Below are 20,692 nucleotides of genomic sequence, written 5' to 3' on the forward strand. Positions count from 1 at the left end.
CAAGTGACGACGACCGCTGAACTGACCTACGAATCCACCTCGAAGTTCGCCCAGGTCCGCCCGGACCTGAAGCTGCATTACCACGAGGCCGGCGTCGGCAACGGGCCGACGATCGTGCTGCTGCACGGCGGCGGCCCCGGTGCCTCCTCGTGGTCGAACTTCTCGCGCAACATCCCGGTGTTGGCGGAGCAGTTCCACGTGCTCGCGGTGGATCAGCCCGGCTTCGGCAAGTCCGATAAGCCGATCGATCACCCGCAGTACTTCGTGCACAGCTCGTCCGCGCTCGCGGACCTGCTGGACCACCTCGGCATCACCGAGCGGGTGCACCTGCTGGGCAACTCGCTCGGCGGCGGTGCCGCGGTCCGGTTCGCGCTGGACTACCCGGACAAGGCCGGACGCCTCGTGCTGATGGGCCCGGGTGGCTTGAGCCTCAACCTCTTTGCGCCCGACCCGACCGAGGGTGTCAAGCACCTCGGCCGGTTCGCCGCGCCGCCGGAGGGCCCGACCAAGGAGAAGCTCGAGGCTTTCCTGCGGGTCATGGTCTACGACCAGTCGCTGATCACGCCGGAGCTGCTCGACGAGCGGTTCGCCGCTGCGAGCACCCCGGAGGCGGTCGCTGCGGCGAAGGCGATGGGTAAGTCGTTCGCCGGAGCGGACTTCGAGAAGGGCATGCTCTGGCGCGACGCCCACAAGCTGCGTCAGCGCGTCCTGCTCATCTGGGGCCGCGAGGATCGCGTCAACCCGCTCGACGGCGCACTGATCGCGCTCAAGCAGATCCCGCGCGCTCAGCTGCACGTCTTCGGCGGCTGCGGCCACTGGGCGCAGCTCGAGAAGTTCGACGAGTTCAACCGGCTCGCCGCGGATTTCCTCCTCGACGGGGGTAAGTGATGGGTATTCGCTCGCTGGCGTATATGCGCATCGAGGCCACCGATATGGCGGCTTGGCGCGACTACGGCCTGAAGGTTCTCGGCATGATCGAGGGCAAGGGCACCAACCCCGAGGCGCTGTACCTGCGCATGGACGATTTCCCGGCTCGCCTGGTGATCGTTCCGGGTGAGCGCGACCGGCTGCAGGTCTCCGGCTGGGAAACCGCCAATGCCGCTGAGCTGCAGGAAGTCCGGAACAACCTCGCTGCTGCGGGTGTGCCCTTCAAGGAGGGCACGGCCGATCAGCTCGCCGACCGCCGCGTCGTCGAGATGATCACCTTCGAGGACACCTCCGGCAACACCCTCGAGGTGTTCCACGGCGCCGCACTCGAGCACCGCCGCATCGTCAGTCCGTACGGCCATAAGTTCGTCACCGGCGAGCAGGGTCTCGGACACGTGGTGCTCACCACCAACGACGACGAGGCCTCGCTGCGGTTCTATCGCGACGTGCTCGGCTTCAAGCTGCGCGACTCGATGCGCATGCCGCCGCAGATGGTGGGCCGCCCGGCCGACGGAGAGCCGGCCTGGCTGCGCTTCCTCGGCTGCAACCCGCGTCATCACAGCCTCGCGTTCCTGCCGCTACCCAACCCAACTGGCATCGTGCATCTCATGGTCGAGGTGGAGAACTCCGACGACGTCGGCCTCTGCCTGGATCGCGCGATGCGCAAGAAGGTCAAGATGTCCGCGACCCTGGGTCGCCATGTCAACGACAAGATGCTGTCGTTCTACATGAAGACGCCGGGTGGCTTCGATATCGAGTTCGGTTGTGAGGGACTCGAAGTCGAGGACGACAACTGGATCGCGCGCGAGAGCACCGCGGTGAGTCTGTGGGGTCACGACTTCACCGTGGGGATGAAGTAGCGGTGACTGCTACGGAGCAGGTCGACCCGCGGTTGTACCGCACGGTGCTCGGCCGGTTCTGCACCGGCATCACGATCATCACGACCGTGGACGAGGATGAGCCGATCGGCTTCGCATGTCAGTCGTTCGCGGCGCTTTCGCTCGATCCGCCGATGGTGTTGTTCTGCCCGACCAAGCAGTCCCGGTCGTGGGCGGCCATCGAGAGCAGCGGTAAGTTCGCCGTGAACATCCTCGGTGAGGACCAGCAGTCCACCTGCGCGCGCTTCGGCTCGCGCGAGCCGGACAAGTTCGGCGGAATCGACTGGCACCTTTCCGATCTGGGGTCGCCGATCCTCGACGGTTCGCTCGCGCATCTCGACTGCACGGTCGAGACCGTGCACGAGGGCGGTGACCACTTCGTGGTGTTCGGCCGGGTGCAGTCGCTGTGGGAGGTGCCCGCTGGGCGCACCAACACGGGCGCCTGGGTCAGCGAGGAACGGCAGCGCCCGCTGCTGTTCTACCGCGGCCAGTACACCGCGATCGAGCCGGACAAGACGGAACCGGCGGCGTGGCGAGACGACCTCGAGTCGTTCCTCACCACCACGTCGAAGGACACCTGGCTCTAGGTTTCACCCTTCGCCATCGCATTGCGTGTGGCCGTAGCACTGCTTTTCGCCGCACACTGCCTGACGCCTCGCATACCTTCCAGCACGCTGGAAGGTATGCCACGGCGCAGAAAGTGTGCGGCGTTTGGCGTTTCGGGCCGAGAACAGTGCGGCGGAATACTCGTCAGCGGTTGCGAAGCCCGCGGCCGACCCAGTTGTCGAGAAAGCGGCGCAAGTCTGCGCCGGTACGCGGCGGCCGGCCGGGGTCGACGACGAACGACGAGATGATGCGCAGCACGAACTCGGCGAGTTCGTCCAGATCGGCATCGGTGAAACCGTTTGCGGCCCAGTCGACATCGAACGCACGCAGCAGTGGCTGGGCGAGTTCGACAGCAAGTTCCGAGGTCACCGCCTGCCCGAGCGCGTTGGCGCGGTCGGGGGAGAGCAGCAGGCTCATGTGCTTGTCCTCGGGCAGTGCCTCGAGCACGAAGGCGATGCCCTCGACGAGCGCGACATCCGGTTGGGCGATGCCGGCGATGTGCTCGTGCACCCGGTCGAGAAACGATGACGCCGAATGGACTGCGGCGGCGAACAGCAGCGCATCCACGCTCTCGAAGTAGCGGTAGACGGTCTGGCGGGTGACGCCGACAGCCCGCGCGACATCGGTGATCTTGACCGATGCTCCGACGGCATCGATGGCCGCGCTTGCGGCGGTCAGGATCCGTTCGACTGCTTCCTCATCGGTGGCCGGCGCGGAGCCTGCCCACCCGTGCGTGCGCATGTCAGGAAGCGGGGCGCTGCGCCACCGCGAACCGCTCGTCGGTGTAGCGGCGCAGGTTCTTCAGGAAGCGCGCGAAGGTGAAGTTCATGACCGGCCCGAACAGCTTGATGGCATAGACCTGCACGCCGGTCGGCTCCATGGCCAGGATCCAGGTAAGTCGGCAACCGGTGGCCGTCGGCTCGATCTTGTAGTCCTCGGCGAAGGCGTCGATGCCGCTCGTCGAGATGGAGTTGAACCGGAAGGCCATGGCAACGCCGGGCTCCCAGGCGAGAAACTCCTCATTGCCGACGATGCCGCCGAGCATGTCGACCGTGCGGGTGGTGCCGACACCGTGCGGTGCCGCACTGGTCCAGGTGGCCTTCTTGATGATGCTGACCCACTTCGGCCAGGCATCGGCGTCGACGAGAACCTCCCAGAGTTGCTCGGGAGTGACGGCAAGTTCGACCGAATTGGTGAACTTGGCCGGCGCGGAATGCGCGAATGTGCCGTCAACAGCGCGGCACGGGTAATCCTTCGACATCGATGCCTCCTCGCCCTCGACCATACACGTTTACACATTTGTCTAGTCAAGAATTTTCTTGCCGCATACGAAACAGCGATCCGCACACGCATTGCGTGTGCGGATCGCTAAAAGGTGTGCGGCGAAAGGGCGGTCAGACGACGGTGGCGTCCTCGAAAGTCATGCCCAGCGTCGGAATGGACGAGGTGAACAGTGCCCGGCGCGACATGTCCAGATGGGCTAGTTCGTCAGCCCACGGGTGGCTGCCGAGCCGAAGAGTGGCACCGCCGATGCGGGAGCGAACCCCGGACGGGGCCATCTTCCACTCGATGCTGCGGGTGACGCCGTCGAGGCACGAGTAGGCGTCCACCGACATTCCGCCGCCGCCCGCGGGCACCGGAAAACCCTGCTGCACCGATAGTTCGACCACCTCGCGGCCGTCGACGCGTACCAGTCCACGCCGCACCGGGCCGCTGTGATCGGCCTCGAAATCGGCGAGCACCTTGGGGAAGCCCCAGATGCCGCGGCCGGCCGCCATGGTGAATTCGCCGTCCACCGGAAGCTGGTGAATGAAAACGCCGTAGTTCCCGGTGGCGAGCGACTTGAGATCCGACAGTACCGAGCCACCGCGGTTGTCGTGCTTACGCACCATGAACGCGATGCCGAACTCGTTGTAGGGACCGAGATCGCCGTCGATGTAATTGACGAATACGAGGCAGCACATGCCACGACCCGGGCGGAATCGAAGAATTTCCAGTCCGGCGTAGTCGATGGCGCGTTGCGCGGCCTCGGCCGAGACGGAGTAGACAGCGGTGAACGCGTTCGCGAGCCGGATTTCCACCGGCATCGAAACGGTCTGGCCGAGTACATCGTGCGAAGCGGTCATTGCTACCTCACTGTCGTCGTCGGACTTTTTCTACACCGGCGAGTCGTCCTGTTCCAGCCGCTTGACCCAGGAGCCCGCCGAGCCGAACAGCTGTCCGGTCGCGTGTGCGCGCTTGAAAAACAGGTGCGCGTCGTGTTCCCAGGTGATCGCGATACCCCCATGCAGCTGAATGGACTCGGCCGCCACGGTACCGAATGCCTCCGAGCAGTAGACCTTCGCGGTCGCGGAAGCCTTTGCCACATCGGAAGATTCGTTGGTCACGGCCTCGGTCGCGGTCAGCGATGCGGATCGGCCGGCCTCAACGAGCACGTACAGGTCCGCCATCCGGTGCTTGAGCGCCTGGAAGCTGCCGATCGCCCGGCCGAACTGCACGCGAGACTTGGTGTACTCGACGGTCATCTGCAGGCACGCGTCCGCGGCACCGACCTGCTCGGCCGCGAGCGCGGTCACGGCAACGGCGCGCAGCCGCTCAACCGTGGCGGACGCATCGGCCTCGCCGATCCGGTTGCCCGCGACGTCGGCAAAGGTGACCTCGCCGAGCCGGAGCGTCGGGTCCATCGCCGCGATCGCGCTGCGGGTCACGCCCGCGGCGTTCGCCTCGACCTCGTAGACGGATACGCCGTCGGGGCTTTTCGCGATGACGAGCAGCACGTCGGCGAGGGCGGCCTCGAGTACGAGCGTCGCCGTGCCGTTGAGGGTTCCGTTCGCATCCGCGGTGACACCGGGGGTGTCCCAGCCCTCCGGGCCGGCCCAGCAGACGGCCAGATTGCGGGTTCCCTCGGCAACATCGGGCAGCAGGCGCTCGCACGCGGCGTTGTCACCGGTGGCCAGTAGCAGCTGCGCGCCAAGCACGACCGAGCCGAAGTAGGGCGTCGGCGCAAGCACGCGGCCCAGTTCCTCGCCGATCAGGTTCGCCTCTGTCAGGCTCGCGCCGAAACCGCCGAACTCCTCGGGAATCGCGATCCCGGCGACACCGACCTGCTCGCACAGCAGGCGCCACAGCGCCTCGTCGTAGCCGGCCTCGGCTTCCATCGCCTTGCGCCGCGACGCGGTGTCGACGTGCTTGGCGAGCAGGCCGCGCACCGACTCGACGAGGTCGCGCTGCTCCTCGGTCAACGGGCTCGTCATCGCGCACTCCTCAGCGACTCGGCGACACGGGCGCGGTGCTGCGACGTGGTGCCCCAGGCAGAGCGCAGCGCGCGAATCTTGGTCAGCCACACGGACAGGTCGTACTCCGCCGTGTACCCGATCGCGCCGTGCACCTGCAGTGCGCTGCGCGCCGCACGCTCGGCGGCGTCCGCCGCGGCGACCTTGGCCGCCGACACATCGCGAGACGCGGTGGGCAGGTCCTCTGCGATGGCGATAGCCGCGCCATGCAGGAGCGGCGAGGCCATCTCCAGGCCGATCATCGCGTTGGCGAGGTGATGCTTGACCGCCTGGAAGCTGCCGATTTTCTTGCCGAATTGCACACGGCCACCGACGTATTCGGTGGAGATGTCGAGCACGGCACGACCAGCGCCCAGCAGCTGCGCTGCCACGGCGAGATTGCCGGCATCGAGGGCCCGTGCGGTTGCGCTGGCCACCGATGCTCCCTCGGCAATGACCTCGCCGACCGTCAACTCGTTCAGCTTGCGGGTCGCATCGACGGAATCGAACTGTGCGCCAACTTCACCCACGGCAAGCCGGTCGCCGTCGACGATAAGCACGACATCGCTCTGTGCGGCGTCGAGCGCACGCGGCAGCCAGTCGCCGAGTGCCACGGTGCCGAGCGAGGTGCCCTCGGCCAGACCAGGCAGAAAGCGCTGCGCAGCGTCGTTGTTGTCGAGCGCCTGAAGCAGGGCGGGAATCGCGGCGGCGGTCTCGACCAGCGGGCCGGGGACCGCGGCGCGGCCGATCTCCGCAAACGCCACGACGAGATCGACCGGGTGCGCGCCGATGCCGCCGAACTCCTCGTCGACCGCGAGTGCGGTGACGCCTGCATCCGCGAGCTGGGTGAGCAGCTTGCGGCCGTCGGCGGTGTCGCCCTCGGCCCAGGCACGGGCGACGGACGTGGTCTTCGCGCCACTCAGCAGGTCACGCAGGCTGGCCGCGAAATCCTTCTGCTCGGATGACAGTGCGAATTTCATCGATCCCCCCGGGGCAGGCCGAGCAGCCGTTCGGCCACAATGTTGCGTTGAATCTCGTTGGTACCGGCGTAGATCGGGCCCGAGAGCGAGAAGAGGTAGCCGTCCTGCCAGCTGTCCATCAGCTCGCCGTCGGCGCCGCGAATGTCGAGCGCCGTTTCGTGCAGTGCGATATCGAGCTCGGACCAGAACACCTTGTTGATCGAGGACTCGGCGCCAAGCGCACCGCCCTCGTTCAGGCGGGTCACGGTCGCCAGCGTGCTCAGGTGGTAGGCACGGGCACCGATCCAGGCATCGACGACCCGATCCCGCACCGCGGTGTCGGAGGGATCGCTCTGCTCGGCCCACAGATCGACGAGTCGATCCGCCGCCGCGTCGAACCGGCCGGGGCTGCGCAGCGACAGGCCGCGCTCGTTGCTCGACGTGCTCATCGCGACTTTCCAGCCGTCGTTCACAGCGCCGATCACGTCCTGATCGGGCACGAACACGTTGTCGAAGAAGATCTCCGCGAAGCCGGCCTCGCCGTCGAGCTGCGGGATCGGCCGGACCGTCACGCCTTCGGTGGTGAGCGGGAACATGAAGTAGGTCAGACCGCGGTGCCGCTCGGCCTCCGGGTCGCTGCGGAACAGGCCGAATCCCATGTCCGCGAACGATGCGCGCGAGCTCCAGGTCTTCTGCCCGTTCAACTCCCAGCCGCCGTCCACGCGCCGGGCGGTGGAGCGGATACCGGCGAGGTCACTGCCCGCTTCGGGCTCGGACCACACCTGCGCCCAGATGTCGTCGGCACGAGCCATGCGCGGCATGATGCGCTGCAGCTGCTCCGGGGTGCCGTGTTCGAAGAGCGTGGGCGCGAGCAGGAAGATGCCGTTCTGGCCGACCCGGCCCGGCGCCTGAGCGCGGTAGTACTCCTCCTCGAAGATGACCCACTCGAGCAGCGAGCAGTCGCGGCCGCCGAACTCCTCGGGCCAGGCCACCACCGACAGGCGAGCGTCGAAGAGCTTGCGCTCCCAGTCACGGTGCAGCTCGAAACCCTCGGCAGTGTCCATCGAGGGGAGCGGCTCGCTCGGCACGTTCGCGGCGAGGAACTCGCGCACCTCGAGCCGGAACGCGGTCTCGGCCTCGTCGTATTCCAAATCCACCGGGGTCAGCCCTTCGTTGCTTGGTTCGGTACCGGGTTGCCGGTCATGAAAGCTCCTCGCGCAGTTGCCGTTTGAGCACCTTGCCGCCGGCATTGCGGGGCAGCTCCGGTACGAATGCGACCGCACTCGGCACCTTGAACTTGGCCAGGTGCTCGAGCGCGAAGTCGATCACCTGCTTCTCGCTGAGCTCGTGCCCGGCCTTCGTCACGACGAATGCCATGCCGACCTCGCCCATCCGCTCATCAGGGATGCCGATCACGGCGGATTCGGCGACACCGTCCAGTCGGGCGAGCGCCTGCTCGATCTCGGCGGGGTACACGTTGAACCCGCCTGAGATGTACATGTCCTTGAGCCGGTCGGTAATCCGCAGGTAACCCCGCTCGTCGACCGTGCCGACATCACCGGTGTGCAACCAGCCATCGGCATCGATGGTCTTCGCGGTGTTTTCCTCGTCGTCGAGGTAGCCGAGCATCACGTTCGGCCCGCGCAGCAGTACCTCGCCGTTGTCGTCGACGCGCAGCTCGAAATCGGCGATCGCCCGCCCGCACGAGTGCGCCACAGTGACCGCGTCGTCGTCGGGCTGGCACATGGTGCCGAAGCCGCACGCCTCGGACAAGCCATAGGCGGTGAGCACGATGTCGAAATCGAGATCGGTCTGCATCCGTTCGACCAGCGCGACCGGAACCACCGCGGCGCCGGTGACGGCGAACCGCAGCGAGCTGAGGTCGTAGTCCGCGCGCTTCGGATGGTCGAGCAGTACCTGGTAGATCGTCGGCGGGCCGGGCAGCACCGTGATGCGCTGGTCGGCGACGACCGCCATGGCCTGCTCCGGATCGAAAGCGATCATCGGGACCATCGCCGCGCCGGTCTGCAGGCAGGCGAGGATGCCCGCCTTGTAGCCGAAGCTGTGGAAGAACGGGTTGATGATCAGGTAGCGGTCGTTCTCATCGAGACGCCCGCACGCCGCCCAGGCAGCGGAGGTGTCCAGCGACTGGCGGTGCGCACACATCGCGCCCTTGCTGCGCCCGGTGGTGCCGGAGGTGAAGAGGATGTCCGAAACATCTTCGGGGTCGACCTCGGCAGCGCGCCGATCTGCGTCGTTGGGGGAGACCGCCCGCGCGTAGCTGGGCAGATCGGACCAGTCGAGGTGGTAGTTCGCCTTGTCGGCCGCCTCATCCTCGACGTTGATCACGATGACGGTATCGGGCAGTTCGGCGCCGGACGCGCGCAGTTCGGCGAGCCGGTCGCGGCCGAGGAAGGGCCCGGAGACGAACACTGCCTGCGCGCGAGTGCGCTCGAGCAGTTCGACCGTTTCGGTGACCGTGTAGCGGGTGTTGACTGGAATGACGGTGCCGCCCACGTAGTGCGTCGCCAATGCCGCGACCACCCAGTGGAAGGTGTTCGGCGCCCAGATCGCCACCCGGTCGCCGCGCTCGATACCGCGCGCCATCAGCGCGCGAGACGCCGTGCGGACCTCGTCGAGCAGGTCGGCGTAGGTCAAACGCACGTCGCCGTCGACGATGGCATCGCGGTCCGCAAAAACGCGGGCAGCATGCCGCAACGCGGCTGGAGTCGTCCGGGGAGTGCCGGCCTCGGTCACTGAGCCTCCTAATCGGGGCTGACAAAGCAAGTGCTTGGTAGGTTATCCTACCGCTGTGGACGCTAGCCAGAGCCTGCCCAGCACATCCGAGGACGCGCGGTTCGCCGCCGAGGTCCGGGAGTGGCTGGCCGATAACCTCACCGGCGAATTCGCCGACCTGCGCGGTCGCGGCGGACCGGGTCGCGAACACGAGGCGTTCGAAGAGCGCCTCGCGTGGGACCGGCATATGGCCGCGGCCGGTTGGAACTGCATCGGGTGGCCGACGGAGTTCGGCGGACGCGGTGCGACGATCAACCAGCAGGTGATCTTCCACGAGGAGTACGCCAAGGCCGACGCCCCCGCGCGCGTCTCGCACTTCGGTGAGAACCTCCTCGGCCCGACGCTCATTGCGTTCGGCACGCCGAAGCAGCAGGAGCGCTTCCTGCCCAAGATCGTCGACGTCAGCGAACTGTGGTGCCAGGGCTACTCGGAGCCGGGCGCCGGTTCCGACCTCGCCGCGGTGAGCACCAGCGCGCACCTCGACGGCGATCAGTGGTCGGTGAACGGCCAGAAGGTCTGGACCTCGCTCGCGCACACCGCGGACTGGTGCTTCGTCGTGGCCCGCACCGAGCCCGGCTCGAAGCGGCACAAGGGCCTGTCCTACCTGCTGGTGCCGATGCATCAGCCCGGCGTCGAGATCCGGCCGATCGTGCAGCTGACCGCCACCTCCGAATTCAACGAGGTGTTCTTCGACGACGCCCGCACCGACGCCGACCTCGTCGTCGGTGAGCCCGGAGACGGCTGGCGCGTCGCGATGGGCACGCTGACTTTCGAGCGCGGTGTCTCCACCCTCGGACAGCAGATCGGCTTCGCCCGCGAGCTGTCCGGGATCATCGAGCTGGCCGAGCGCAACGGCGCCGCGACCGACCCGATCATTCGGGAGAAGCTGACCCGCGCCGAGATCGGCCTGCGCGTGATGCGCTCGCACGCCATGCGCACGCTCGCGAACGTCGATGCGACCACCAACGGCGGCGAGGCCTCGGTGGCCAAGCTGCTGTGGGCCAACTGGCACCGCGGTCTCGGCGAACTCGCCATGGAAGTCACCGGTGCGCAGTCGATCGTCGCCGCGGGAGATCCGGACGATGGCGGCCTGACCGATTTGCAGCGGCTCTACCTGTTCACTCGTTCCGACACCATCTACGGCGGCTCGAACGAAGTGCAGCGCAACATCATTGCCGAGCGAGTGCTCGGCCTTCCCCGAGAGGCACGCGCGTGACCGAGCAGACCGAACCCAAGCCCCGCCCGCTGGCCACCGCGCCCGAGGAGACCGGGGGCCACAACCTGCTCGCCGGGCGTGTCGCGGTTGTGACTGCGGCCGCCGGTACCGGCATCGGCTCGGCGACCGCTCGCCGGATGCTGTCCGAGGGTGCCGATGTGGTGGTGTCCGACTGGCACGAGCGCCGGCTGAAGGAGACCGCCGACGCGCTGTCGGCGCAGTTCCCGGACCGTCGCGTTGCCGCCGTCGTGTGTGACGTGAGCAGCACCGAGGCAGTCGACGAACTGATCACGGGTGCAGTTGCCGCACTCGGACGGATCGACATCGTGGTCAACAACGCCGGCCTTGGCGGTGAGACCCCTGTCGTCGACATGACCGACGAGCAGTGGGACAAGGTCATCGACATCACGCTCAACGGCACGTTCCGCTGCACCCGCGCGGCGCTGCGGTACTTCCGCGATGTCGAGCACGGCGGCGTCATCGTGAACAACGCGAGCGTGCTGGGTTGGCGCGCACAGCACAGCCAGGCGCACTACGCGGCGGCGAAGGCCGGCGTCATGGCGCTCACGCGCTGCAGCGCGATCGAGGCCGCCGAGTACGGCGTGCGGATCAACGCGGTCGCGCCGAGCATCGCGGCGCACGCATTCCTCGCGAAGGTGACTTCGCCCGAACTGCTCGATCACCTGTCCAACCAGGAGGCCTACGGCCGCGCGGCCGAGCCGTGGGAGGTTGCGGCAACGATCGCGATGCTGGCCAGCGACTACACGACCTATCTCACCGGTGAGGTCGTTTCGGTGAGCAGCCAGCGCGCTTAGTCCGAGCAACGATCCCTAGCAAGCGCTTGGTTGATAGGATGGCAGGGTGACACCAGAGTCGAGGGTACGCGCGGAGGAAGGCGCCAACGGTAAGTCCGGGCGGCGCCAGGAGCTGCTCGAGCTCGCCGCGTCGCTGTTCGCCGACCGCGGCGTACAGGCGACCACGGTCCGCGATATCGCGGATGCCGCGGGCATCCTTTCCGGCAGCCTCTATCACCATTTCGACTCCAAGGAGTCGATGGTCGACGAGATCCTCCGGGGATTCCTCGACGAGTTGTTCGGCCGCTATCACGAGATCATCGCCGCGGGGCTCGATGCACGCGCGACGCTCGAAGCGCTGATCGTCGCGTCCTACCAGTCGATCGACGATTCGCATGCCGCGGTCGCGATCTACCAGGACGAGGCCAAGCGCCTGCGCGGCCAGGACCGGTTCGCCTACATCGCCGAGCGCAACAACGAGTTCCGCGAACTCTGGTACGAGGTGTTGCGAACCGGCGTCGCGGACGGCAGTTTCCGCGCCGACACCGATGTGGACCTGGTCTACCGATTCTTGCGCGACACCGTCTGGGTGGCCGTGCGCTGGTACCGGCCCGGTGGCGGTCTCACCGCGGAAACCGTTGCCAAGCAATATCTTTCGATCGTCCTGGACGGTCTTTCCAACCCCGACCGGCGGACGCCCAACGCGTCGAGCCAGAACAAGAAATAGGAGCCCAAGGCCATGGCTGAGGCATACATCATCGACTCGGTCCGCACCGCCATCGGCAAGCGCGGCGGCGGCTTGGCCGAGGTCCACCCGGCGGATCTTGGTGCCACCGTGATCAAGGCGGTGCTCGAGCGCAACGACATCGACCCGCCGCTGATCGATGACGTCATCTTTGGCTGCGTCGACGCGATCGGCCCCCAGGCCGGCAACATCGCCCGCACCGCGTGGCTCGCCGCGGGCTACCCGGAAGAGGTTCCGGGCGTCACCGTCGACCGCCAGTGTGGCTCGAGCCAGCAGGCCATCCACTTCGGCGCGCAGGCGATCATGGCCGGCACCGCCGACTTCATCGTCGCCGGTGGCGTGCAGAACATGAGCATGATCCCGATCGCGTCCGCGATGGTCGTCGGCCAGCAGTTCGGCTTCGACTCGCCGTTCCTCGGCTCGAAGGGCTGGCAGCACCGCTACGGCGACGCCGAGGTCTCGCAGTTCAACGGCGCCGAGATGATCGCGGCCAAGTGGAACATCTCGCGCGAGGACATGGAGCGCTGGGCGCTGCAGAGCCACGAGCGTGCGCGTGCCGCGATCCTCGACGGCAAGTTCGACAACGAGATCGTGCCGGTCGGCGACTTCTCGGTCGATCAGGGACCGCGCGAGACCAGCCTCGAGAAGATGGCCTCCCTCGCCCCGCTGGTCGAAGGCGGCCGGCTGACCGCCGCTGTCGCCAGCCAGATCTCGGACGGCGCGAGCGCGACCCTGCTCGCCTCGGAGAAGGCAGTCAAGGAGCACGGCCTCAAGCCGCGCGCCCGCTTCAAGTACCTCGGCGCCCGCGCCGCGGACCCGATCTTCATGCTCACCGGCCCGATCCCGGCCACCGAGCATGCGCTGGCCAAGGCCGGCCTGACCATCAATGACATCGACGTGGTCGAGATCAACGAGGCCTTCGCGCCCGTCGTGCTGGCCTGGCTCGCCGAGACCGGGGCCGACCCGGCCAAGGTCAACGTCAACGGTGGCGCAATCGCACTCGGCCACCCGCTCGGTGCCACCGGCGCGAAGCTGTTCGCCTCGCTGCTCAACGAGCTCGAGCGCGTGAACGGCCGCTACGGCCTGCTCACCATCTGCGAGGGTGGCGGCACGGCCAACGCGACCATCATCGAGCGCCTCGGCTAGACCCAAGCCTCCTCAGGGTTGTGCGGCGCGGTCCTTCGGGACCGCGCCGCACGTCTTTGTGCACCGGTTTTGACGTTCTTCGCGGGTGCCAAACTTCTTTGTGGGGCCGAAACTTCGCACCCGGGAACACAAATCGCACTCGTTTCGCCGCGCTTGGATGTGCCAACCTATCGACTGCAGCAGGACCGCACTGAGATGTCATGCGGATCGCCGACCATCGGATCGATGACAACGTCGACGCTTCGGCCATTGGTCACCGACCGGGCCAGATCCACGTCGAGCGGGAGTATCGGCGCAGACAGCACGACAAGGCCGATCGCGGCGGCTACCCATCGGGCACCGTGCCCGAAGCTCAGGACGAAGTTCGCGCACGCTATGAAAACAGTGAAAATGCCTGCAGCAAACGCGATGCCACTCGCGATGTAGGCAATGGAAGGCGGGGACGCAAACCTGTACCACGCGCGATGGCCGACATCGACGCGCTGATCGAAGAACCACTGCGAGATCAACGCGAACATCACCGAGACTGCTACAAGCAGAATGACCACCAACTGTCGGCGGCCGATCGTATAGGGCGGGATCCACCAGTACCGACGCATGTGCACGCACCGGAAGCTATCAATCCGAAAGGCGCGCGGAAAGACCCGAGTTAGTACTCGTGTGGGAACGCTTCGCGGGTGCAAATTGTGTTCCCGGGGCCGAAACTTCGCACCTGTCTACAAGTTTTGCCCCCGTTTGCGCCTACAAAACCGAACTCAGCCCGGGAGCTTGCTCATCTCCTCGATCCGCGCGACGGCGTCGGCGACGATCGAATCGATCAGCTCCTTGCAGGTCGGCAGGTCTTCGAGCAGGCCGACCACCTGACCGGAGGCGAGCACACCGGCCTGGGTGTTGCCCTCAACCAGTCCGGCGCGCAGCAGCATCGGCGTGTTCGCGGCCATGATGACCTGTGACCAGGTGAGGTCCTTGGTCTTCTTCATGGCCAGACCGTCACGGACGATGTTCGACCACTTCATGCCGGTCATCTTCTTGAACTTCAGCGCGTTGCCGACAGCGGCGGTGAGCCCGCGCACCTGGCCCGAATGCTCTAGGCGGTCAACCAGTTCGGTGTTGAGCACGCGGTGCGGCATGCCGTCCACCTTCACCGAGACGGTGGTGTCCTGCAGGCCGCGGGCCAGGTACTCCTGCTTGACCGAGTCCGGCACGGTGCTCTCCTGGGTGAGCAGGAAGCGGGTGCCCATCGCGACGCCGGCGGCACCGTAGGCCAGCGCGGCAGCGAGGCCACGGCCGTCGTAGAAACCGCCCGCCGCGACAACCGGGATGTCGACCGCGTCGAGCACGGACGGCAGCAGCAGGGTGGTCGCGACCGGACCGGTGTGGCCACCGCCCTCGCCGCCCTGCACGATCACCGCGTCGGCGCCCCAGCTCGCCACCTTCTTGGCGTGCTTGGCCGCACCGATGGACGGGATGACAACGACCCCGGCCTCTTTCAGGACCGCGATGAGTTCCTGCTTCGGCGCGAGCGCAAAGGACGCAACTTTCACACCCTCGCGGATGAGCAGGTCGACGCGCTGCCTGGCATCGGTCGCGTCGGCGCGGATATTCACGCCGAACGGCTTGGAGGTCAACGACTTCGTCTTGGCGACGGCCGCCTCGAGCTCCTCGTAGGTCATCGTCGCCGAGGCGAGGATGCCCAGACCGCCGGCTTCCGCGGTACCCGCGACGAGGCGCGGACCGGCGACCCAGCCCATGCCGGTCTGCACGACCGGGTGCTCGATGCCGATCAGATCGGTGAGCGGAGTACGCAAGCCGGTCACGACTTCACCTCGCGGTTGCGCATGCCCTTGGGATCGATGACGTCGCGGATGAGACGCAGCTCTTCCTCGGACGGCGCGCGGGTCTCGGGCGCATCGGCCAGGCCGACGATCTCGAACGCGGTGTTCTCGGCAACCTGGTCGGCCGTCACACCGGGATGCAGGCTCAGCGCCCGCATGGTGTGGTCGGGGCCGCCGAAATCGAATACGCCGAGATCCGACACGACGCGGTACACATTCATGTACTTGTACGCGGGGTTGTCGGAATCGATCTTGTCCCAACCGATTCCGCACACGATGTCGACCTGATCGCAGAACACGCGGCTGGTGTGCTTGGGCACCCAGTAGCTGGTCGGGTGGTTGATCGTGTTGCCGGGCGCGCCGCGCACGCCGAACATCTGCCGCTTCGGCTGCTGATGCGGGCCGAAGGCGGAGAGGTTCTGGTTGCCGAAGCGGTCGATCTGGTTGGCGCCCATGACGACATGGCGACGCCCGGAGGCCAGGGTGTCGAACACCTTGCGGAACGGCATCCAACCCTCGATCGGCGCCTTCGCACCAAGTGCGGGAGTCTCCGCGAAGATCAGCGCCTCGCCATCGGTGATCAGCAGGTCGGGCTCGGTGGTGAGCTTGGCCAGACGCGCACCGATGGTCGGCATCGGCGCCATCGGGCTGGCCATGATTTCGCCTGCGCCGGCGAAGATGTCGGCGCACGAGATCGCGCAAAAATCGGCGCGCGTCACGTCGGTCGTGGTCATGCCTGCTCCTCGGTGTTCTTCTGACGCTCCGCAAGCTCCGCGTCGTGGAAACGCTTGACGGCGGCTTGGTAGTCGGCCTCGGAGCCGGAGAGGTAGGTATCGACGAACTTCTGCCACGTCTCCGGGTCACCCGCGGCTTCGACGTAGTGCCGCTGGAACTTCTCGTCGCGGCCGTAGTCCTCGCCGGCGAGGGTGAAGTGGGCGCCATTCGGGGCCTCGACAACGCCGTCGACCATCAGGCGGTTGAGCAGAAGCGACTGCAGCGGACCGGACTTCACCAGTTCCTCGGTCTCGACGATTCGCTCGACCGAGAGGTAACGACGCTCGGCAGCCGCGCAGAACAGGTCGTCCATGTACGGGTCGACGCCGTTGTAGGCGGCGTTGCCGTGCTTGTCACCGAGGTTGAGGTGCACGAAAGCGGCGTCGAGGTTGAGCGCCGGCATGGCGACCAGTTCCTCGTTGCGCCCCGACTCGTCCGGGTAGGGGGAGACGACGGTCTTGAGCTCGTCGCCCCAGAACGTGCGGACGTCCGAGCCGAGTCCGGCGCGAATCGGCGTGAACGGCAAGCGAACTGCCGCGGCCTCGAGGCCCGCCTTGAGCATGCCCTCGTCCATTTCGCGCGACTCGAGCTCACCCTTGGTACGGGCCGACGCGAACCACGGGTCGTAGAACGGCGCCGAGTCCAGCGAGACGAAGCCGTAGTAGAGCTTGCGGATCTTGCCGGCCGAGCACAGCAGGCCCACGTCGGGTCCGCCGTAGCTGACCACGGTCAGATCGGTGATATCCGAGCGCAGCAGGGCGCGCACGAAGGCCATCGGCTTGCGCCGCGACCCCCAGCCGCCGATGCCGATCGTCATCCCGCTACGCAGCTCGCCGATTGCATCGTCGAGCGACATCTGCTTGTCGCGCATGGTCACGCTCCCTTTCCTGCGCGCTGACGCGCGAGGTCATCCTCGAACCGCTCACGGATCTCGTCGGAGGCACCGGAGAGGTTCAGCTCGAAGGTGTAGCCCTGCTCGAGGCGGTAGCTGCGCCGCACGTCCTGCAGGTCGATGCCGTTGAGCGCGTCCTTGGCGGCGCGCAGCACGCGGCCATCCTTGGCAGCGACATCCTTGGCGACCGCGAGTGCCGTGGCGTCGAGTTCGTCGCGCGGGACGACCTTGAAGACCGAGCCGTGGTGGTGCAGTTCCTGCGCGGTGATCGTCGCCGCGGTGAAGAACAGCGCCCGCATCAGGTGCTGCGGAACCAGGCGAGCGAGGTGCGTTGCGGCACCGAGCGCGCCGCGGTCCACCTCGGGCAGGCCGAAGGTGGCGTCATCGGAGGCGATGATGATGTCCGAGTTGCCGACGATGCCGATACCGCCGCCGAGGCAGAAGCCGTTAACGGCGGTGATGACCGGAACCGGGCACTCGTAGACGGCGGAGAAGACGTCCGCGCAGCCGGAGTTGTGATCGATCAGGTTCTGATGACCCGTGGTGCGCTGGATTTCCTTGATATCGACGCCGGCGCAGAAGCCGCGACCCTCGGCGCGGATCACCACCACCCGGTTGTTCTTGTCTCGCCCGGCGGCGCGAACCGCGTCGGCGAGATCGAACCAGCCCTGCGCGGGAAAGGCGTTGACCGGCGGATAGTCGATCGTGACGACCGCGATCCCGTCGCCGTTGGAGGTGGACGTAATCCCCATCGTGATTCCTAACGTTTGGGCGATGTGGCGGAGACGCTCCGCCCGCAGTCGCCAAACCAAGCGATTGCTTGGTACGTTAGCACGGTGAGTATCGACCTGGATCTCGAAGGAACGGTTGTCCTGGTGACCGGCGGCACGCGCGGTGTCGGCGCGGGTATCAGCCGGGTCTTCCTGGAGGCCGGCGCGACCGTCGTGGCCTGTGCCCGACGCCCCGGCGACGAGCCCGTGACCGCTGCCGGCCGCACCGCGCACTACCTGCCGTGCGATGTGCGCGATGAAGAGGCCGTGCGCGGACTCGTTGACGAGATCGTCGCGAAGTTCGGCCGTCTCGACACCGTGGTGAACAACGCGGGTGGCACGCCGTTCCGGCTGGCCGCCGATGCGACACCGAGCTATCACGCCAAGATCACCGAGCTGAACATGCTGGCGCCGCTGCTGGTTTCGCAGGAGGCGAACCGCGTCATGCAGCAGCAGGAGGCCGGTGGATCGATCGTGAATGTGTCGAGCGTGAGCGGTCGTCGCCCGTCGCCCGGTTCTGCCGCCTACGGCGCCGCCAAGGCAGGACTCGACAGTCTCGTTTCCTCGCTGGCCGTCGAGTGGGCGCCCAAGGTGCGGATCAACTCGATCGTCGTCGGCATGGTGGAAACCGAGCAGAGCCACCTGCACTACGGCGACGACGAGGGCATCGCGGCCGTAGGCGCGACGATCCCGGTCGGCCGGCTGGCCCGCCCCGAGGAGATCGGCAACTGCGCGCTGTTCCTTGCCTCACCCCTGGCGTCCTATGTCACCGGCGCAGCGCTGGTGGCGCACGGCGGCGGCGAACGCCCGGCCTTCCTGAGCGCGGCCAACGTCGACCAGGGTGCATCGGTCTAGCGGCCGGCCCACCAAGCATCAGTAGAACTAGAAGGAGTTTTTGGCGTGAGCGGTATTTGTGAAGGTCGGGTCGTCATCGTGACGGGCGCGGGACGTGGCCTCGGCCGCGCCCACGCGCTCGCGTTCGCGGCCGAGGGCGCGAAGGTCGTGGTGAACGACCTCGGTGCCGGCATCGACGGTTCGTCGACCGGTGAGGATCCGGCCAGCGCGGTCGTCGCCGAGATCAAGGCCGCCGGTGGCGAGGCCGTCGTCAATGGTGCCGACGTCGCCGATTGGGCCGGTGCTCAGAGCCTGATCCAGACCGCGATCGACAACTTCGGCCGCCTCGACGTGCTGGTCAACAACGCAGGCTTCCTGCGCGACCGCATGCTCGCCAACATGTCCGAGGCCGAGTGGGACTCGGTGACCCGGGTGCACCTGAAGGGCCACTTCGCCCCGATGCGCCACGCCATCGAGTACTGGCGCGCCCAGTCCAAGGCCGGCGAGCCGGTGGACGCCCGCATCATCAACACCAGCTCCGGCGCAGGTCTGCAGGGCAGCATCGGCCAGGGCAACTACGCCTCCGCCAAGGGCGGTATCGCCACGCTGACGATTCAGGCTGCCGCCGAGTTCGGCCGCTACGGCGTGACCGTCAACGCGCTTGCCCCGTCGGCGCGTACCCGCATGACCGAGGGTGCCTTTGCCGAGACGATGGCCAAGCCCGAGTCGGGCTTCGACGCGATGGCGCCGGAGAACGTGTCGCCGATCGTCGTGTGGCTGGGCAGCACCGAATCCGCGGGTGTGACCGGCCGCGTGTTCGAGGTCGAGGCCGGCAAGGTCGCGCTCGCCGATGGCTGGCGCCACGGCGACCCGATCGACAAGGGCGCCAAGTGGGAGCCCGCGGAACTCGGCGATGTCGTACGCAAGCTCATCGATAACTCCGAACCGCCGGAGGCCGTGTACGGGGCGTAATGCCACGTTGGGTCGGGCCAAAACTCTAAGGTTCGACGGCCAGCCTGCTGGCTAGGATGAACAGGTGCCCGGTCACCGCGGCTTACGCGTGATTGCTGCCGCCACGGTGGCTGCGGGATCGCTCATGATCTGGCCGGCCGTATTCCTCTTGCCTCAGCCGGGCTTCGACGCTCCGGGAATCCCTGTCGCCAACGCCGCCGGGCCGCGCGATAGCCAGGGCGGCGGCACGGACCAGGGCAGCAACGATCGAGGCGACCAGGACCAGGGCGGCAACGACCAAGGCGACCAGGGCGACAACGACCAAGGCGACCAGGGCGGCAAGGACGACCGGGGCGACAACGACCAGGGCGACAACGACCAAGGCGACCAGGGCGGCAAGGACGACCAGGGCAGCAACGACCAGGGCGACAACGACCAAGGCGACCAGGTCAGCAAGGACGACCAGGGCAGCAACGACCAGGGCGGCAACTACCAGGGCAGCAAGGACGACCAGGGCAGCAACGACCAGGACCGCGAAACTTCGGCCACCGCGCCCACGAAGACGGTGCCGACGTCGCCGCCCAAGGAGACCACGCCGCCCAAGGAGACCACGCCGCCCAAGGAGACCACGCCGCCCAAGGAGACGACACCGCCGACGGAGACGACACCGCCGACGGAGACGACACCGCCGACGGTAGTACCGCAGATCCCCGACTCGGACGGTGGCACTTTCCCGGGTATCCCCGTAATTCCGGCGGGTCTGGGTTTGGGCACGACATCTGGAGCTGCCGCCGGACCGGCGGGGACCTTTGGCTCAACGGGCCCGGGGGCGGTCCCTCCCGCGGCCGGCATGGTGCCACCCGGCGTCGGCGCAGCTCAGTCCGCCGGCGCGCCGCCCGTTCCCCTTACAGCGATTCCTCTATTTGTCGCTGGTCGAGTGGCACCGCAGCCGGCTATCTTCCCTGTCGGTCCCGCGGTGGCTGCCTTGTCGCCGGCCGCCGCACGTACGCAGGTGGCATCGGCGCCAAAGCAGGACCCCGATATCGCCAACACTGCTGCGTTCGACAATCTGAGCCCCAGTGAGACGCTCGCCGTCGTCGGTGGCGTGGTCGGAATGATGCTTGCCGCAGTTCTCACCGGTGCGCTCACTTATCATGGAGCCTCCGCGCAGCAGCGGCGGATCACTGCGGCACGCGCCGAGTTCTTCGGGACGGGTTCCTGACAGACGACAGGCGCGGTCGTAACACCAGGCTGCGCCAGGGCGAAAATCTAGCTAACCCCCCTGGTTAACTCCCCG

The 20,692-nt window shown here is 67.1% G+C and carries 22 protein-coding genes; 11 read left to right on the top strand and 11 right to left on the bottom strand.

All coding sequences use genetic code 11. From position 1 onward, the window contains the following. Positions 1-3 precede the first annotated feature (3 nt). The 3 genes from hsaD to hsaB are packed head-to-tail and all read left to right on the top strand — an operon-like array spanning position 4 to position 2,392. Positions 4-888, top strand: a complete 885-nt coding sequence (gene hsaD, locus A8G08_RS00830) for a 4,5:9,10-diseco-3-hydroxy-5,9,17-trioxoandrosta-1(10),2-diene-4-oate hydrolase (RefSeq protein ID WP_068268994.1) — start codon at positions 4-6, stop codon at positions 886-888. Next, positions 888-1,787 carry an iron-dependent extradiol dioxygenase HsaC gene (hsaC, locus tag A8G08_RS00835; protein WP_068268998.1) on the top strand — a complete coding sequence of 300 codons (900 nt, stop codon included), beginning with the start codon at positions 888-890 and terminating at the stop codon, positions 1,785-1,787. The genes hsaD and hsaC overlap by 1 nt, the downstream gene beginning before the upstream one ends. A 2-nt stretch (positions 1,788-1,789) precedes the next feature. Beyond that, the gene (gene hsaB / locus A8G08_RS00840) at positions 1,790-2,392 is read left to right on the top strand and encodes a 3-hydroxy-9,10-secoandrosta-1,3,5(10)-triene-9,17-dione monooxygenase reductase subunit (protein WP_068269003.1); all 603 of its coding nucleotides are present in this window, start codon (positions 1,790-1,792) and stop codon (positions 2,390-2,392) included. Between the two features lie 163 nt (positions 2,393-2,555). Here hsaB and A8G08_RS00845 read toward each other — a convergent pair whose 3' ends face one another. From A8G08_RS00845 to A8G08_RS00875, 7 genes are all read right to left on the bottom strand, one after another. Then, positions 2,556-3,152 carry a TetR/AcrR family transcriptional regulator gene (locus tag A8G08_RS00845; RefSeq protein WP_068269005.1) on the bottom strand — a complete coding sequence of 199 codons (597 nt, stop codon included), beginning with the start codon at positions 3,150-3,152 and terminating at the stop codon, positions 2,556-2,558. Position 3,153: 1 nt separating this feature from the next. Continuing rightward, a complete protein-coding gene (locus A8G08_RS00850; protein ID WP_068269083.1) occupies positions 3,154-3,672 on the bottom strand; it encodes an SRPBCC family protein in 519 nt (172 codons plus the stop codon). Positions 3,673-3,805: 133 nt separating this feature from the next. Then, positions 3,806-4,537, bottom strand: a complete 732-nt coding sequence (locus A8G08_RS00855; RefSeq protein ID WP_068269008.1) for an acetoacetate decarboxylase family protein — start codon at positions 4,535-4,537, stop codon at positions 3,806-3,808. Between the two features lie 30 nt (positions 4,538-4,567). Continuing rightward, the gene (locus A8G08_RS00860; RefSeq protein WP_068269014.1) at positions 4,568-5,665 is read right to left on the bottom strand and encodes an acyl-CoA dehydrogenase family protein; all 1,098 of its coding nucleotides are present in this window, start codon (positions 5,663-5,665) and stop codon (positions 4,568-4,570) included. Then, positions 5,662-6,663, bottom strand: coding sequence for an acyl-CoA dehydrogenase family protein (locus tag A8G08_RS00865; protein ID WP_068269015.1), 1,002 nt, complete (start codon positions 6,661-6,663; stop codon positions 5,662-5,664). The genes A8G08_RS00860 and A8G08_RS00865 overlap by 4 nt, the downstream gene beginning before the upstream one ends. Then, positions 6,660-7,799 carry an acyl-CoA dehydrogenase family protein gene (locus tag A8G08_RS00870; RefSeq protein WP_068269016.1) on the bottom strand — a complete coding sequence of 380 codons (1,140 nt, stop codon included), beginning with the start codon at positions 7,797-7,799 and terminating at the stop codon, positions 6,660-6,662. Before A8G08_RS00870 ends, A8G08_RS00865 begins: the two co-directional genes overlap by 4 nt. Positions 7,800-7,842: 43 nt before the next feature. Beyond that, on the bottom strand, positions 7,843-9,399 hold the full coding sequence (locus A8G08_RS00875) for a FadD3 family acyl-CoA ligase (protein ID WP_068269018.1): 1,557 nt from the start codon (positions 9,397-9,399) through the stop codon (positions 7,843-7,845). Between the two features lie 55 nt (positions 9,400-9,454). On the opposite strand from A8G08_RS00875, the gene A8G08_RS00880 reads away from it, so the two are divergent. The 5 genes from A8G08_RS00880 to A8G08_RS26955 all read left to right on the top strand — a co-directional run bounded on the left by A8G08_RS00880 (position 9,455) and on the right by A8G08_RS26955 (position 13,992). Continuing rightward, on the top strand, positions 9,455-10,654 hold the full coding sequence (locus A8G08_RS00880) for an acyl-CoA dehydrogenase family protein (protein WP_068269020.1): 1,200 nt from the start codon (positions 9,455-9,457) through the stop codon (positions 10,652-10,654). Further along, entirely contained in the window at positions 10,651-11,469 is an 819-nt protein-coding gene (locus A8G08_RS00885) for an SDR family oxidoreductase (protein ID WP_068269022.1), read from the top strand. Before A8G08_RS00880 ends, A8G08_RS00885 begins: the two co-directional genes overlap by 4 nt. A gap of 46 nt (positions 11,470-11,515) precedes the next feature. Next, entirely contained in the window at positions 11,516-12,175 is a 660-nt protein-coding gene (locus A8G08_RS00890; protein ID WP_068269024.1) for a TetR/AcrR family transcriptional regulator, read from the top strand. A gap of 12 nt (positions 12,176-12,187) precedes the next feature. Next, positions 12,188-13,339 (top strand): acetyl-CoA C-acetyltransferase, encoded by a 1,152-nt coding sequence (locus tag A8G08_RS00895; protein WP_068269025.1) that lies wholly within the window; start codon positions 12,188-12,190, stop codon positions 13,337-13,339. A 200-nt stretch (positions 13,340-13,539) separates the two neighbouring features. Next, positions 13,540-13,992, top strand: a complete 453-nt coding sequence (locus A8G08_RS26955; protein WP_157108346.1) for a hypothetical protein — start codon at positions 13,540-13,542, stop codon at positions 13,990-13,992. Between the two features lie 102 nt (positions 13,993-14,094). Here A8G08_RS26955 and A8G08_RS00905 read toward each other — a convergent pair whose 3' ends face one another. Genes A8G08_RS00905 through A8G08_RS00920 form a run of 4 tightly spaced genes read right to left on the bottom strand, consistent with a single transcriptional unit; the run spans position 14,095 to position 17,592 of the window. Continuing rightward, complete coding sequence (locus tag A8G08_RS00905) at positions 14,095-15,156, bottom strand: NAD(P)H-dependent flavin oxidoreductase (protein ID WP_068269032.1); 1,062 nt, start codon at positions 15,154-15,156, stop codon at positions 14,095-14,097. Beyond that, positions 15,153-15,908: a CoA-transferase subunit beta gene (locus tag A8G08_RS00910; protein ID WP_068269034.1), complete on the bottom strand. Its 756-nt coding sequence runs from the start codon at positions 15,906-15,908 to the stop codon at positions 15,153-15,155. Before A8G08_RS00910 ends, A8G08_RS00905 begins: the two co-directional genes overlap by 4 nt. Beyond that, positions 15,905-16,819 (bottom strand): CoA transferase subunit A, encoded by a 915-nt coding sequence (locus tag A8G08_RS00915; RefSeq protein WP_068269036.1) that lies wholly within the window; start codon positions 16,817-16,819, stop codon positions 15,905-15,907. The genes A8G08_RS00910 and A8G08_RS00915 overlap by 4 nt, the downstream gene beginning before the upstream one ends. A gap of 2 nt (positions 16,820-16,821) precedes the next feature. Further along, positions 16,822-17,592 carry an enoyl-CoA hydratase family protein gene (locus A8G08_RS00920; RefSeq protein WP_068269039.1) on the bottom strand — a complete coding sequence of 257 codons (771 nt, stop codon included), beginning with the start codon at positions 17,590-17,592 and terminating at the stop codon, positions 16,822-16,824. Between the two features lie 90 nt (positions 17,593-17,682). Here A8G08_RS00920 and A8G08_RS00925 point away from each other — a divergent pair, with 90 nt between their 5' ends. The 3 genes from A8G08_RS00925 to A8G08_RS26960 all read left to right on the top strand — a co-directional run bounded on the left by A8G08_RS00925 (position 17,683) and on the right by A8G08_RS26960 (position 20,617). Next, positions 17,683-18,465: an SDR family oxidoreductase gene (locus A8G08_RS00925; protein ID WP_068269085.1), complete on the top strand. Its 783-nt coding sequence runs from the start codon at positions 17,683-17,685 to the stop codon at positions 18,463-18,465. Positions 18,466-18,510: 45 nt separating this feature from the next. Beyond that, positions 18,511-19,416, top strand: a complete 906-nt coding sequence (locus A8G08_RS00930; RefSeq protein ID WP_068269041.1) for an SDR family oxidoreductase — start codon at positions 18,511-18,513, stop codon at positions 19,414-19,416. Positions 19,417-19,480: 64 nt separating this feature from the next. Next, positions 19,481-20,617, top strand: coding sequence for a hypothetical protein (locus A8G08_RS26960; protein WP_068269044.1), 1,137 nt, complete (start codon positions 19,481-19,483; stop codon positions 20,615-20,617). Positions 20,618-20,692 lie beyond the last annotated feature (75 nt).

Source organism: Aldersonia kunmingensis (genome assembly GCF_001646865.1).
Classification (GTDB): Bacteria; Actinomycetota; Actinomycetes; order Mycobacteriales; family Mycobacteriaceae; genus Aldersonia; species Aldersonia kunmingensis.